Annotated in this window: 16 protein-coding genes; 10 read left to right on the plus strand and 6 right to left on the minus strand. The window is 67.8% G+C overall.

What is annotated here, in order from left to right; genetic code table 11:
• Window positions 1–16: 16 nt before the first annotated feature.
• From AC3WLY_RS08455 to AC3WLY_RS08465, 3 genes are all read right to left on the minus strand, one after another.
• On the minus strand, window positions 17–286 hold the full coding sequence (locus AC3WLY_RS08455) for a hypothetical protein (protein ID WP_425133074.1): 270 nt from the start codon (window positions 284–286) through the stop codon (window positions 17–19).
• Window positions 287–379: 93 nt separating this feature from the next.
• A complete protein-coding gene (locus tag AC3WLY_RS08460; protein ID WP_492310368.1) occupies window positions 380–1,195 on the minus strand; it encodes a family 1 encapsulin nanocompartment shell protein in 816 nt (271 codons plus the stop codon).
• Window positions 1,188–2,255: a Dyp-type peroxidase gene (locus tag AC3WLY_RS08465; protein WP_492310367.1), complete on the minus strand. Its 1,068-nt coding sequence runs from the start codon at window positions 2,253–2,255 to the stop codon at window positions 1,188–1,190. Before AC3WLY_RS08465 ends, AC3WLY_RS08460 begins: the two co-directional genes overlap by 8 nt.
• Before the next feature lie 391 nt (window positions 2,256–2,646).
• Here AC3WLY_RS08465 and AC3WLY_RS08470 point away from each other — a divergent pair, with 391 nt between their 5' ends.
• The 5 genes from AC3WLY_RS08470 to AC3WLY_RS08490 all read left to right on the plus strand — a co-directional run bounded on the left by AC3WLY_RS08470 (window position 2,647) and on the right by AC3WLY_RS08490 (window position 5,932).
• Window positions 2,647–3,096 (plus strand): phosphate-starvation-inducible protein PsiE, encoded by a 450-nt coding sequence (locus tag AC3WLY_RS08470; protein WP_072437823.1) that lies wholly within the window; start codon window positions 2,647–2,649, stop codon window positions 3,094–3,096.
• Between the two features lie 41 nt (window positions 3,097–3,137).
• Window positions 3,138–3,335, plus strand: a complete 198-nt coding sequence (locus AC3WLY_RS08475) for a hypothetical protein (RefSeq protein ID WP_492310366.1) — start codon at window positions 3,138–3,140, stop codon at window positions 3,333–3,335.
• Between the two features lie 75 nt (window positions 3,336–3,410).
• Window positions 3,411–3,866, plus strand: coding sequence for a DUF1269 domain-containing protein (locus tag AC3WLY_RS08480; RefSeq protein ID WP_492310365.1), 456 nt, complete (start codon window positions 3,411–3,413; stop codon window positions 3,864–3,866).
• 32 nt (window positions 3,867–3,898) lie between these two features.
• Window positions 3,899–4,147, plus strand: a complete 249-nt coding sequence (locus AC3WLY_RS08485; RefSeq protein WP_072437826.1) for a hypothetical protein — start codon at window positions 3,899–3,901, stop codon at window positions 4,145–4,147.
• Window positions 4,148–4,507: 360 nt separating this feature from the next.
• On the plus strand, window positions 4,508–5,932 hold the full coding sequence (locus AC3WLY_RS08490; RefSeq protein ID WP_204420784.1) for an aminotransferase-like domain-containing protein: 1,425 nt from the start codon (window positions 4,508–4,510) through the stop codon (window positions 5,930–5,932).
• A 50-nt stretch (window positions 5,933–5,982) separates the two neighbouring features.
• On the opposite strand, the gene AC3WLY_RS08495 is transcribed toward AC3WLY_RS08490, so the two are convergent.
• Window positions 5,983–7,143 (minus strand): NAD-dependent formate dehydrogenase, encoded by a 1,161-nt coding sequence (locus AC3WLY_RS08495; protein WP_492310364.1) that lies wholly within the window; start codon window positions 7,141–7,143, stop codon window positions 5,983–5,985.
• Window positions 7,144–7,383: 240 nt separating this feature from the next.
• On the opposite strand from AC3WLY_RS08495, the gene AC3WLY_RS08500 reads away from it, so the two are divergent.
• Window positions 7,384–8,916, plus strand: coding sequence for an FAD-dependent oxidoreductase (locus AC3WLY_RS08500; RefSeq protein ID WP_492310363.1), 1,533 nt, complete (start codon window positions 7,384–7,386; stop codon window positions 8,914–8,916).
• 37 nt (window positions 8,917–8,953) lie between these two features.
• Entirely contained in the window at window positions 8,954–9,331 is a 378-nt protein-coding gene (locus AC3WLY_RS08505; RefSeq protein ID WP_310133805.1) for a DUF5594 family protein, read from the plus strand.
• A gap of 79 nt (window positions 9,332–9,410) precedes the next feature.
• Here the strand turns inward: AC3WLY_RS08505 and AC3WLY_RS08510 are convergent, their stop codons facing one another.
• Entirely contained in the window at window positions 9,411–9,629 is a 219-nt protein-coding gene (locus tag AC3WLY_RS08510; RefSeq protein WP_204420781.1) for a DUF6566 family protein, read from the minus strand.
• Between the two features lie 182 nt (window positions 9,630–9,811).
• On the opposite strand from AC3WLY_RS08510, the gene AC3WLY_RS08515 reads away from it, so the two are divergent.
• From AC3WLY_RS08515 to AC3WLY_RS08525, 3 genes are all read left to right on the plus strand, one after another.
• A complete protein-coding gene (locus AC3WLY_RS08515) occupies window positions 9,812–10,450 on the plus strand; it encodes a MarC family protein (RefSeq protein WP_175961774.1) in 639 nt (212 codons plus the stop codon).
• 131 nt (window positions 10,451–10,581) lie between these two features.
• Window positions 10,582–10,710, plus strand: coding sequence for a hypothetical protein (locus AC3WLY_RS08520; protein ID WP_175961773.1), 129 nt, complete (start codon window positions 10,582–10,584; stop codon window positions 10,708–10,710).
• Between the two features lie 30 nt (window positions 10,711–10,740).
• The gene (locus AC3WLY_RS08525) at window positions 10,741–11,064 is read left to right on the plus strand and encodes a four-helix bundle copper-binding protein (RefSeq protein ID WP_425133081.1); all 324 of its coding nucleotides are present in this window, start codon (window positions 10,741–10,743) and stop codon (window positions 11,062–11,064) included.
• Between the two features lie 16 nt (window positions 11,065–11,080).
• Here AC3WLY_RS08525 and AC3WLY_RS08530 read toward each other — a convergent pair whose 3' ends face one another.
• The gene (locus AC3WLY_RS08530; RefSeq protein WP_310133811.1) at window positions 11,081–12,139 is read right to left on the minus strand and encodes a sigma 54-interacting transcriptional regulator; all 1,059 of its coding nucleotides are present in this window, start codon (window positions 12,137–12,139) and stop codon (window positions 11,081–11,083) included.
• Window positions 12,140–12,258 lie beyond the last annotated feature (119 nt).

The raw sequence follows: 12,258 nt of genomic DNA on the forward strand, positions 1-12,258 counted from the left end.
CCGTGGCGAACCGCGATCAGTCGGACAGTTTCATCGCGAGCCGCTGGCGGGCGATCTGCTTCACGTCCGTCGACAGTGCCGCATTCGGCAGACCATTGGCCCAGACGGAGAACGAATCCTCGATCAGGTTGCGCGTGTCGGGCGGCAACTCGGCCAGCATCAGCGACACGACGGTAAACAACACGGCGGTATCGCCGGCCTGGCTGCCCGCGTTCGCGTCGACCGTCTTCTTCAGGCTGTCGACCGACGCTTGCAGTGCCTGCAATGCATCATTCGTATCGCTCATGACATTCTCCATGCAAGATGGGTTCGATCGGCGACGAACATGCGGCCGGTCGCGCGCGAAGCCCGGGCGGGCATCGCGCGCAGGCAACCTGGATCAGCCCGCGGTGCTGCCCTGCGGCGCCACGGCCACCGATGCTTCGCTCGTCAGCATCAGGAACGTGAAGGTTTCGCGCAGGTACAGGCGGACGGCCTTGTCGCTATGGCTCGTGTAGCCGATCGATACGTCTTCCCCGAGGTGCAACTCGTAATCGCCGCCGCGCATCGACAGCACGCAGCCGCCGCTGAGCGCCGGCGCCCAGATGATTTCGCCGCTGACGATCCGCTTGATGTGGCCGAGGACCGGATACCCCTGGTCGCGCGCCTCGCTGAGCGCGGTATACGCGTCCGAGCCGAGCACCACCGAGTACGGGCCGTCGACGCCCGCGAGCCGCAGCGCTTCGAGCGCGTCGCTGATCGCGTCCGGGTATGCGCTGACGTCCGCCGGCAGCGTGAGCTTGCGGTTCGACGTGCCTTCGCGGATGCCGACGATGCCGGCGGCCGGGTAGCCGTCGAAAATCGCGTTGTCCTCGGCGAACGCGAGCCGCTGCGCGGCGTCCTTCGCCGGTTGCCAGTCGGCGTCGCGCGCGCCGCGCTCGACGCTGTCGATCGCATCGCGGCTCAGTTCGAACGGCACCGTCAGCTCGACGATCGTGCGGACTTCGCGCAGCCGCGCGTTCACCTGCTCGCGCGGCGCGGCGACCTCCACCAGGTGCCCGGTGCCGACGGCCGACAGCTCGGGGCCCGCGGGGCCGTCGACGTCGACGACGCGGCGGCCGGCCACCGATCGCTTGAAGGTGCGCGCCACTTCCTCCTCGATTTGTTCCCAGGCGGACGACGAGATCGGGGCGAGTTCGCGGTGCAGGTTATTCATAGGCTTGGGTTCCTTTCAGCGAGCCGATTTTCAGCGAGCCGTCGCGCTGCGGCGCGGACGACGAGGATTCCGGTTGCGCGGCGTCGGCGGCCGGCGCCGCGCGATCGGCGAGCGCTTCGAGCAGGTCGGCCGACGGCACGAAGAACAGCGAGCCGGTGACCGCGCGGCTGTAGTCGAGCAGGCGGTCGTAGTTGCCGGGCGGGCGGCCGACGAACATGTTCTCGAGCATCTGCTCGATCGGCGCCGGCGAGCGCGCATAGCCGATGAAATAGGTGCCGAATTCGCCGGCGCCCGGGCGCCCGAACGGCATGTTGTCGCGCAGGATCTTCACTTCCTGGCCGTTCTCGTCGAGCGTGGTCAGCGAGCTGTGCGACGAAGACGGCTTCACGTCCGGCGCGAGCTCGATGTCGGACAGCTTGGTGCGGCCGATGATGCGCTCCTGCGTCTCGACCGCGAGCGCGTTCCAGCCGGCCATGTCGTGCAGGTACTTCTGCACGATCACGTAGCTGCCGCCCGCGAATTCGGCATCTTCATCGCCGATCACCGTGAAGTCGACCGCCTCGCGGCCTTCGGGGTTCTCGGTGCCGTCGACGAAGCCGATCATCGCGCGCTGGTCGAAATTGCGGAAGCCGTGCACCTCGTCGACGACCGTGACGGCGCTGCCGAGCGCGCCGAGCAGTTGCGTCGCGAGTTCGAAGCACAGGTCCATCGCGTCGGCACGGATGTGCAGCAGGATGTCGCCGGGCGTCGCGACCGCGACGCGCTGCCCGGCGCCGAATTCGCGGAACGGATGCAGCGACGCGGGGCGCGGCTCGCCGAACAGCGTATCCCACGCGTCGGCGCCGAAGCCGCACACGCAGGTCAGGTTGCCGCCCGGCACGCGCTTGCCGACCGAGCGCACGAGCGCGGCGATGTCGCCGCACCATGAACGGATCGTGTCGGCGTGATCGGCACCGGGATTGATCGTTGCCACGAGGAAGATCGCGCTGCGCGTGATCGGGCTGTGAACGGCCTGGGAGAGCGGGGGAGGTGTCTGCATCGCGGCCTGCCGGTCAGTCATGTCGGGGCGGACGGGCCGCGGCTGCCGCGGCGCGCGAAGGCGAACGGTTGGACTGTGTCATGCGACTGTTCTCTTTGTGACATGCGGATGAAGGACGTTGCGCAGGCATCGCGCAACGGGCCGCAGCGGCGGCGGCCGGCCGCCCGGCGCGTGACTTGCCCGCACCGCGCAACGTCGTCGAGCATGCAATCTAGCAGCTTCGGCGGGTCTTTGGAACACGTATCGTCAATCTGTCATTCGAATGCGTCAAACGGGGCCGGAATTTGCGCGGCGGCCGCGCAGCTGTACTCCTGGCATGTGCGGCGCTGTGCTCTTGAGCGTGCGTGCGGCGTGCAGTAGATTAGGTCCCGCTGCCCGGTACCGCTCACGGATCTTCATACCGACCGTCACCTTGAATACGTCCACCGTTTCCTGTTCGCCGTCCGAGCGCATCCGTCGCCGCTTCGGCCATTTCCTTCACGCGGCCGAACTGGCCGGGCTGATCGTGATCGGTCTCGCAACCGCGTTCGCGATGACGCAGGAAGCGTGGAAGGTCGTGCTCGCGGGCGAGGTGTCGCTGACCGACCTGCTGCTGATGTTCCTCTATCTGGAAGTGCTCGCGATGAACGTGCGCTACCTGCGGCTCGGCCGGCTGCCCGTGCGGTTTCCGCTGTTCATTGCGATGACGTCGCTCGCGCGCGACCTGATCCTGCGCGGCGCGACCGACGGCCCCGAGCGGATGCTGATGACGACGTTCGGGATCGTGCTGCTCGCGGTGGGCGTGCTGATCCTGAGCTTCGGCCAGCATCGTTTTCCGGCCGACGTCGACGACGTCGAGGAGGACGCGCATGTGGGCCGGTGACGCGCGAACGATATGCACCATGTTTCTACAGGAGGGGCCGGATGAGCACGCATTCCGTCGCAACGAAGCAGGCGATCGATTTGCAGCACGCGTCGTCGGACGCGTACCGGCAGGCGCGCGACGCGCGTGACGCCGATCCGGCGCGCGCACGTGCGTCGTTCGTCGGCGCGATGCAGCAGGCGGCCGCGCATGCGTATGTCGAGGCAGCCCGCGCACGTGTCGAAGCCACAGGCATCTGAATGAACACCGGGTTGCCGGCGCGCCGCGCGATGTGCGCCGGCAGCATATGCCCATCTACACGAGAGAGGTGTCGCATGACCAAGCAACTGATCGTCGCCGTGTTCGGCAGCGTCGACACGGCCCGCCAGGCGGCGAACGATTTCGAGGCGCTGTCGGAGAAGAATGAAGGATTCCGCATCGAGAACGGCGTCGTCGTCGAAAAGGACGCGGCCGGCAAGCTCGCGGTGCTCGCCGCCGAATCGCGGCCGTTCAAGGGCGGCGTGATCGGCGCGATCGCGGGCGGCCTGCTCGGGATCCTCGCCGGGCCGCTCGGCGTGGTCACCGACATGGCGGCCGGCGCGGGTGCCGGCATCCTCGCGGACGCGGCCGGCAACGCGCTGCTCGACGGCACGTTCGTCGAGACGGTGGCCGCGCGGCTCGTGCCCGGCAGCGTCGCGATCGTTCTCGAGGCGAAGGAAGCCACGCCGTTCTCGGTCGACAACGTCGTGACGGGATTCGGCGGCAAGGTCTTCCGCCAGGCGCTCGGCTGAGCGCCGCCTTCCAACCGTTTCGGGAGAACCGCATGCGCATCGATCAATCGTACCGGCGCTTCGACATCGCGGCGACGCTGTCGCCGCTGCCCGGCAACCGCGCGATCGCGACCGTCGACGTGACGACCGACGATCCGGCCCGCATCGCCGATCTCGGCACCGGCTACTTCCTGCAGATCCGCAAGTGGGTCGAGTCGAACGACGTCGCGCAGCTGACGGTGGTGTTCGACGAGTGCAAGGTCGCGATCGACCACTACGCGGACAACGTCGACGACGCGTGAGTCCACGCATCGCCACGCCGTACGCGCATCGAGTCGTCGCCGGCTGACGGCGATCGGAAATACAAAACGACTTGTGCCGGCGCAGCGCGGCGCCGCACCGGCGCGTTTGAATCTGTTCACCACGCCAACCGGATTTGGCGTTTGATCGCCAAACTGTCACTTACATTCGTCGAAATGACGCAGTAGGATGCCGATCCTTGTCTTGATGGGATCCGCATTGCTATCCGCCTTCAATTTCGGTAACGGACGAGGCTCGAACCGGGACGCCCGCGGCCGGGCACGGCTATCCGGCTTCGTGCATCGGCGCGGCCGGGACGCGCACGCGTCCCGGGCCGGTTCACCGCTGGCGGGGCGAGGCGGATGAAGCTCTACGAGAAATTTGCGAACGACATAGAGAGACTCATCCGGCAACGCGTGTATCGACACGGCGATCGTGTGCCGTCGGTGCGGCAGGCGAGCCAGCAGCACCGGATCAGCATCACGACCGTGCTGCATGCGTACCTGCTGCTCGAAAGCCGCGGGCTGCTGGAAAGCCGCCCGCAGTCGGGCTATTTCGTGAACCTGCGCCGCGACGACAGCCATGCGCCGGTGCGCGAGCTGCGGCCGTCGAAGCCGATCGCGATCTCGTCGTCGGTGGACGTGAGCCGGCTCGTGCTGTCGACGCTGCGCTCGATCGGCACCGACGATGCGGTGCCGCTCGGCTCGCCGTATCCGGACCCGAGCCTGTTTCCGTTCGAGAAGCTGAACCGCTATGCATACGCGGCCGGCCGCGACAAGTCGCTGTGGGGCGTGACCGACGGGCTGCCGCCCGGCCATCCGCGGCTGATTCGGCAGATTGCGCGCCGTTACCTGGAAAACGGGATGTCGGTGGACCCGAACGAGATCATCGTGACGGTCGGCGCGACGGAGGCGATCAACCTGTGCCTGCAGGCGGTGGCGAAGCCGGGCGACACGATCGCGGTGGAGTCGCCGACGTTCTACGCGATGCTGCACGCGATCGAACGGATGGGGATGAAGGCGATCGAGGTCGCGACGCATCCGGAGTACGGGATCGACATCGCCGCGCTGGCGGCGATTGCGAAGTCGCAGCCGATCGCCGCATGCATGGTGATGCCGAACTTCCAGAACCCGCTGGGCTTTCAGATGCCCGACGAGCGCAAGCGCGAGCTGGTTGAGTTCGCAACCAAAGCGGACCTGCCGATCATCGAGAACGGGGTGTACAACGAACTGTACTTCGGCAACATGCATCCGAGCACGCTGAAGTCGTACGACCGCAACGACATCGTGCTGCATTGCTCGTCGTTCTCGAAAAGCCTGACGGCCGCGTACCGGATCGGCTGGGCATTGCCGGGCCGCTATCGCGAACAGGTCGAGAAGCTGAAATTCCTGAACACGCTTGCGACGCCTTCGTTGCCGCAACTGGCGATCGCGGAGTTTCTCGAACGCGACGGCTACGAGCATCACCTGAGGCGGATTCGCAAGGCATACGCGCAGCAGGCGAACCTGATGCGCGCGATGGTGTCGCGGTTCTTCCCGGAGGGCACGCGCATTTCGAGCCCGGCCGGCGGGTATGTGCTGTGGGTCGAACTGCCGGCGCAGGTCGACGCGATGCGGCTGTATCAACTCGCGCTGGAGCAGGGGATCACGATCGGCCCCGGCTACATGTTCTCGATCGCGGACAGCTACCGGAACTTCATCCGGCTGAACTACAGCAGCCCGTGGTCGCCGGAGATCGAGCAGGCGGTCGTCGCCGTCGGCAAGCTCGCCGCGTCCTGTATCGGCTGACCGCGGCCGCGGGCGCGTGCAACGACACGCAACCCGCGCGTCGTGTTGCGTCAGGTCAGCCGGTACGATTGCGCGCCCGTTCCCGCGAGCGTGCCGCCGTCGACGATCAGGTATTCGTTGCGGATCGGCTTGCCGTCGAACCAGCATTGCAGGATCTCCAGCGTGCCGGCCGCATAGCGCGCCTGCGCGGACAGCGACGTGCCCGAGATGTGCGGCGTCATTCCGTTGAACGGCATCGCGCGCCACGGATGGTCGGGCGGCGCCGGCTGCGGAAACCACACGTCGCCGCCGTAGCCCGCGAGATGGCCGGACGTAACGGCGCGCACGACCGCGTCGCGGTCGACCAGCTTCGCGCGCGCGGTGTTGATCAGGTACGCGCCGCGCTTCATCCGCGCGATCATCGCCGCGTCGAACAGGTGCTCGGTCGACGGGTACAGCGGGATCTGCAGGTTCACGATATCGACGGCGCCGGCGAGCGACGCGGCATCGGCGTGATACGTGAGCGCGAGTTCCTGCTCGATCGCGGCGTCGAGCCGGTGCCGCTGCGTGTAGTGCAGATGCAGGCCGAACGGCTTCAGCCGGCGCAGCACCGCGAGACCGATGCGCCCCGCGCCGACCGTGCCGAAATGCATGTCTTCGACGTCATAGCTGCGCGACACGCAATCGGCGATGTTCCAGCCGCCTTGCTGAGCGATCGCATGCGACGGCAGATAGTTGCGCACCAGCGCGAGCGTCGTCATCACCACGTGTTCGGCCACGCTGATGCTGTTCGAGCCCGTGACTTCGGCGACGGTGACGTGCGCGCGCGCCGCGGCGTCGAGATCGACGTGATCCGAACCGATGCCGGCCGTCAGTGCGAGCTTCAGCTTCGGCGCGCGGGCGATCCGTTCGGCCGTCAGGTACGCGGGCCAGAACGGCTGCGAAATCACCACGTCCGCCTCGGGCAGCCGGCGCTCGAATTCGGAGTCGGGGCCGTCCTTGTAGCTCGTCACGATCAGCGTGTGACCGTGCGTTTCCATATAAGCGCGCAACCCGAGCGCGCCGGATACCGAGCCGACGAGTTCGCCGGGCCGGAAGCCGACGGGGCCGGCCGGCGTCGGCGCGGTTTGTCCGTCCGCGTATTGCGCGATGACCGGAATCGCGTCGCGCACGTAGCGCGGCGGATAGCCGTCGACGGGATCGGGGTAGAGCACGCACAGGACGGTGGCCATCGGCAGAACCTCGGGTGACGGAATGAAGGCGGAGCGGCACGCGAATTGCGCGGGCCGCGCGGAAGTACGATGACGCGGCGGCCGCGTGCTGCGTCGCAACGTCGATGACGTTCTACGCCGGTCATGGATCGCGTACAAGCTACAGTCGGTGTTTGCGTGCGCTGCGGGGCGTCTGTACCTGTTCTTTTCATGAAGGACGCCGATAATGGGATCGTTACCTGACTCTGCGGGAGCGATGTCATGTCCGGAAGCGATTCCTCGTCTTCACACCCTGATCTCGCGCTGGGCATCGCGCTCGACGACATCGCCGACGGCGCGATGATCGAGGGCCATGTCGGCGACGCTGCGGTGCTGCTCGTGCGCCGCGCCGACGAACTGTTTGCCGTGGGCGCCCAATGCACGCACTACGGCGCGCCGCTGGCCGACGGCCTGCTGGTCGGCGACACGATCCGCTGCCCGTGGCACCACGCGGCGTTCTGCCTGCGCACCGGCGCGCGGCTGCGCGCGCCGGCGCTCGACGGGCTGCCGTGCTGGCGCGTCGAACGCCGCGACGGTCGCGCCGTCGTGCTCGATGCGCGGCCGGCCGCCGCGCCGCCGGCGCTGAATGCGGCCGGGTTGCCCGCATCGGTGGTGATCGTCGGCGGCGGCGCCGCTGCGATCGCGGCCGCCGTGACGCTGCGGCAGGAAGGTTATCCGCATCCCGTCACGCTGCTGAGCGCCGACCGCGATCCGCCGTACGACCGGCCGAATTTGTCGAAGGACTATCTCGCGGGCACGGCCGACGCCGACTGGCTGCCGCTGCGCGCGCCGTCGTTCTATACCGACCATCGAATCGACGTGCGGTGCGGCACGCGGGTCGCGCGGATCGATCCCGCGCAGCATGCGGTCGAGCTGGCCGACGGCAGCCGCGTCGGATACGGCGCGCTGCTGCTTGCAACGGGCGCCGAACCGAACCGGCTGACCGTGCCCGGCGCCGATCTGCCGCACGTGTGCGTGCTGCGCTCGCGCGCCGATTGCGACGCGCTGATCGGCAAGCTGAAAACGGCGCGCCGCTGCGTCGTGGTCGGCGCGAGCTTCATCGGGCTCGAAGCGGCCGCCGCGTTGCGCACGCGCGGGCTCGACGTGCATGTCGTCGAGCCCGATGCGCAACCGATGGCGCGCGTGCTCGGCGAAGCGCTCGGCGGCACGATCAAGGCGCTGCACGAATCGCACGGCGTCGTGTTCCATCTCGGCGCGACGCCCGCGCGGATCGCACCGGACAGCGTGACGCTGTCGACCGGCGACGTGCTGCCGGCCGATGTCGTGGTGGTCGGCATCGGCGTTCATCCGAACGTTGCGCTCGCGCAGGACGCGGGGCTTGCGGTCGAGCGCGGCGTGACGGTCGACCGCTTCCTGCAGACGAGCGCGCCCGGCGTCTACGCGGCCGGCGACATCGCACGCTGGCCCGATCCGCTGACGGGCGAGCGCATTCGCGTCGAGCACTGGGTCGTCGCCGAGCGGCAGGGCAGCGTCGCGGCGCGCAACATGCTCGGGCAGCAGCGGCCGTTCGACGCGGTGCCGTTTTTCTGGAGCCAGCATTACGACATGACGGTCAACTATGTCGGGCATGCCGAGCAATGGGATCGCGTCGAGATCGACGGCGACCTCGGCGCGCACGACTGCTCGATCGCGTACTGGCGCGGCGACACGCGGCTCGCGGTCGCGACGATCGGCCGCGATCTCGACAGCCTGAAGGCGGAAGCGGCATTGGAGCGGCAGATTGCAGCCGCGTGACAGCGGCCCGGCTATACGATTCGAACCAGGAGGAAAAATGAATCCCGACGTCCGTGCACGTTTCGAAACCGAGTTCGCGCCGCGCATCGCGGCGCGTGTGCTCGGCCTGTACCGGCCCGGCGAAGTGAAGGTCGATGTCGTGCCGCACGACGGGCAGGGCAGTCCGACCTGCGTCGACGTGATCGGCCTCACGTCGACCGTCGGCTTGCCTAACCCGCTGAACGCGCGGCTCGCGTGGCGCGACGATGCGATCGACGATCTGCTGGCCGAGCCCGACCGCAGCCGCTTCGACCGTTATCTCGCGGCACTGCCGGTCACGATCGAACGATGGCAGATGGAGTTGCCGGTCGACTTCGGCACGCGGACCCAGCGCGACCGCGAGATCCTGATCGGCGATCTGGATTTCGATGCGTGATCGCGTCGTGCCGTTCGCGCAGGATGGGTGGCCGACGTACTGGCTGCTGGCGCGATGTCCGCCGATGAACCGATCGCCGTTACCGGTCGCGAGTCCTGATCATCACGCGCCCCTGGTCGATGCCGCCGCGCAGCGCTTCGTCGCACGTGAGCCATTCGGGCGTGACGAGTTCGGGTGCCGGCAGGTCCACCGTCGCGCCGTCGCGGAAGATCCGCACCTGCGCGACCCATGCGCCATTTGCGTTGCGCGTCGCTTCGACGCGAATCTCGTGATCCATGAAGGTGTCGGTTGCTTGCATCGGTCGGGGCCCTCCGTCGGTCGTGAACGACGATCCAGCGGCGCTGCGTCGCGCGATCGCGGGCATGCGGCCGCGCGCGCCGCCAAACGCGGTGCGTCGATCGTAGCAGCATGGCGCGCGCCGCGCACCGGAAACGCACCGGAATCTGGTTTCGATATGACAAGCGATACGGGAGCGAACCGGTGGCCTTCGACCTGACCTTTTCCATCAAGGTGTTCGCGGCGCTGTTCGCGATCATGAACCCGATCGCGAACATCCCGGTGTTCCTGTCGCTGACGGAGGGCGCGGCGGACGGCATGCGCCGCAAGGTCGCGCTGACGGCCACGATCGGCGTGACGATCGGCTGCATCGTGTCGGCCGTCGCGGGCGGAGCGATCCTCCACGTGTTCGGCCTGACGATCGACGATTTCCGGCTCGCGGGCGGGCTGCTGGTACTGCTGATCGCGCTGTCGATGCTGCACGGCGCGCCGAGCCGCCAGCATTCGCCGGGCGACGACGAAGGCGGCGATCCGGCAGCGGCCGACAGCGTCGCGATCTATCCGCTGACGATTCCGCTGCTGGTCGGTCCCGGCACGATCGCGACGATGATCGTGCTCGGGCACGGCGCGTTCTCGACCGGACAGGAACTCGCGTTCGCGCTCGGGCTCGCCGCGTTTCTCGTGCTGCTGGCGGTGGCGTTGCTGTCGGCGCCGCTGATCGGCCATTACCTGTCGCCGCGCGTGACGGCCGTCACGCAGCGCCTGATGGGGATGATTCTCGCGGCGATCGCGATGCAGATGATCGTCGCGAGCCTGAAGGCCGCGTTCGGGACGATGCATTGAAGGCGACACCCGACTCGAAGCAAACGCGCCGCTGTTTGACTCGACGCCAGCGCCGTGGCCCGGGCGCGCGCCTTGCTCGATCGACTCGACGGTCAGGTTTTCCGTCCCGCTTTCGACAAGGAGGGGCACGTATGAAAGCAGTCGTGTTTCTCGGCAGCGGCGACATTCGCATCGATACGGTGCCCGACCCGGATATCGCCGATATGGCCGATGCGGTCGCGCGCGAACCGGGCCGGATGAAGGTGCAGCTCGAACCCTGACGTATGTGAACCGGAACGAGGAGCGATGCGATGGACGATCGATACGACAACTGCATGGCCGAGTGCGACGCGTGTGCGCACGCGTGCGATGCGTGTTTGGCCGCGTGCCTCGCGGAACCCGACGGGCACGCGCTGGCGGCCTGCATCGCGCTCGATATCGAATGCGCGCAGCTGTGCCGCTTCGCGTCGGGCGCGATGGCGCGCCGCAGTGTGCTCGTGCCGAGCGTGTGCGCACTGTGTGCGCAGGCATGCGACCTGTGCGCGACCGAATGCCTGCTGCATGCGCACGATCATTGCCGCAACTGCGCGCTCGCGTGCGAAACGTGCGCGGCGATGTGCCGCGCGATGGCGTGAGCATGCGCTGCCGCGCTCACTGATTCGGTGCGCCCGGCGGCGGGGCTGCGCTCGCGCTGGTGGTGGCGATGGTGGCGGCGCCCGCGTCACCGGGGTTCGGCGCCGCCGCGCCGTTCACCGCGCTGCGCTCGTGCTCGGGCAGCAGCGCGAGACGGTTGTACAGCGTCTTCAGGCTGATGCCGAGCGCCTTCGCGGTGCGCGGCTTGTCGCCGTTGAAATGCCGCAGCGACGCGGCAATGAAGCGCTGCTGCGTGTGCGCGAGGGTCGTGCCGATATGCAGCGTCATCGCGTTGTGGCGCACTTCCTCGTGCGGCGGCTGGCGGCGCGGCAGTTGCAGGTCGATCTGCTCGTCCGCGAGGATGAACGCACGCTCGAGCGCATTGCGCAGTTCGCGCACGTTGCCGGGCCACGTATACGTTCGCAGCGCCTTCATCGCCTGCATCGACAGGCGCTTTCTCGTGCGGTGCCGCGCATTCAGCCGCTCGACGATCTGCAGTGCGATATCGCCGACGTCGTCCTCGCGCTGCCTGAGCGGGGGCACGTGCAGCGCGATCATCGCGATCCGGTAGAACAGGTCTTCGCGCAGGCGCCCGCTGCGCACGGCCTCGACGGGATCGTGATGCGTGGCCGCGACGATCCGCACGTCGAGCGGAATCGATTCGTGGCCGCCGACGCGCACGATCGTGTTCGATTCGAGCGTGCGCAGCAGCTTGACCTGCAGCTCGCCCGGCATTTCCGCGATCTCGTCGAGGAACAGCGTGCCGCCGCACGCGGCTTCGAACATGCCCACATGCTGCGCGACCGCGCCGGTGAAGCTGCCTTTTTCGTGACCGAACAGATGCGATTCCGCGATGTCGGGCGCGATCGCGCCGCAGTTGACGGGGACGAACGGCCCGCGCCGCCGCGGGCTCAGGTCGTGCAGGAGACGCGCGACGATGTCCTTGCCGGCGCCGCTTTCCCCGACGATCAGCACGCTGGCGTGCGTGGTCGCGACGCGCGACACCTTCAGTAAAAGGGCCTGGATCGTACGCGAGCGACCAAAGAGCCGCGCGCTGTCATCGCCGGTTTTCGCCATGGCGCGATATCGAATCAGGAAGATTTGACCGAATATTGTCGAGGTCTGATGAAAAAACGACGTGGCATGCGTCGTTTTCCTGTACGGAGCTTACCTTTTATACCAACGGCGCGACATTG

The organism is Burkholderia sp. FW306-1C-G01B, from assembly GCF_058781685.1.

Coding starts and splice junctions, on each gene's coding strand:
- AC3WLY_RS08455 (WP_425133074.1), bottom strand. CDS start 286: ATGAGCGATACGAATGATGCATTGCAGGCACTGCAAGCGTCGGTCGAC.
- AC3WLY_RS08460 (WP_492310368.1), bottom strand. CDS start 1,195: ATGAATAACCTGCACCGCGAACTCGCCCCGATCTCGTCGTCCGCCTGG.
- AC3WLY_RS08465 (WP_492310367.1), bottom strand. CDS start 2,255: ATGACTGACCGGCAGGCCGCGATGCAGACACCTCCCCCGCTCTCCCAG.
- AC3WLY_RS08475 (WP_492310366.1), top strand. CDS start 3,138: ATGAGCACGCATTCCGTCGCAACGAAGCAGGCGATCGATTTGCAGCAC.
- AC3WLY_RS08480 (WP_492310365.1), top strand. CDS start 3,411: ATGACCAAGCAACTGATCGTCGCCGTGTTCGGCAGCGTCGACACGGCC.
- AC3WLY_RS08485 (WP_072437826.1), top strand. CDS start 3,899: ATGCGCATCGATCAATCGTACCGGCGCTTCGACATCGCGGCGACGCTG.
- AC3WLY_RS08490 (WP_204420784.1), top strand. CDS start 4,508: ATGAAGCTCTACGAGAAATTTGCGAACGACATAGAGAGACTCATCCGG.
- AC3WLY_RS08495 (WP_492310364.1), bottom strand. CDS start 7,143: ATGGCCACCGTCCTGTGCGTGCTCTACCCCGATCCCGTCGACGGCTAT.
- AC3WLY_RS08500 (WP_492310363.1), top strand. CDS start 7,384: ATGTCCGGAAGCGATTCCTCGTCTTCACACCCTGATCTCGCGCTGGGC.
- AC3WLY_RS08505 (WP_310133805.1), top strand. CDS start 8,954: ATGAATCCCGACGTCCGTGCACGTTTCGAAACCGAGTTCGCGCCGCGC.
- AC3WLY_RS08510 (WP_204420781.1), bottom strand. CDS start 9,629: ATGCAAGCAACCGACACCTTCATGGATCACGAGATTCGCGTCGAAGCG.
- AC3WLY_RS08520 (WP_175961773.1), top strand. CDS start 10,582: ATGAAAGCAGTCGTGTTTCTCGGCAGCGGCGACATTCGCATCGATACG.
- AC3WLY_RS08525 (WP_425133081.1), top strand. CDS start 10,741: ATGGACGATCGATACGACAACTGCATGGCCGAGTGCGACGCGTGTGCG.
- AC3WLY_RS08530 (WP_310133811.1), bottom strand. CDS start 12,139: ATGGCGAAAACCGGCGATGACAGCGCGCGGCTCTTTGGTCGCTCGCGT.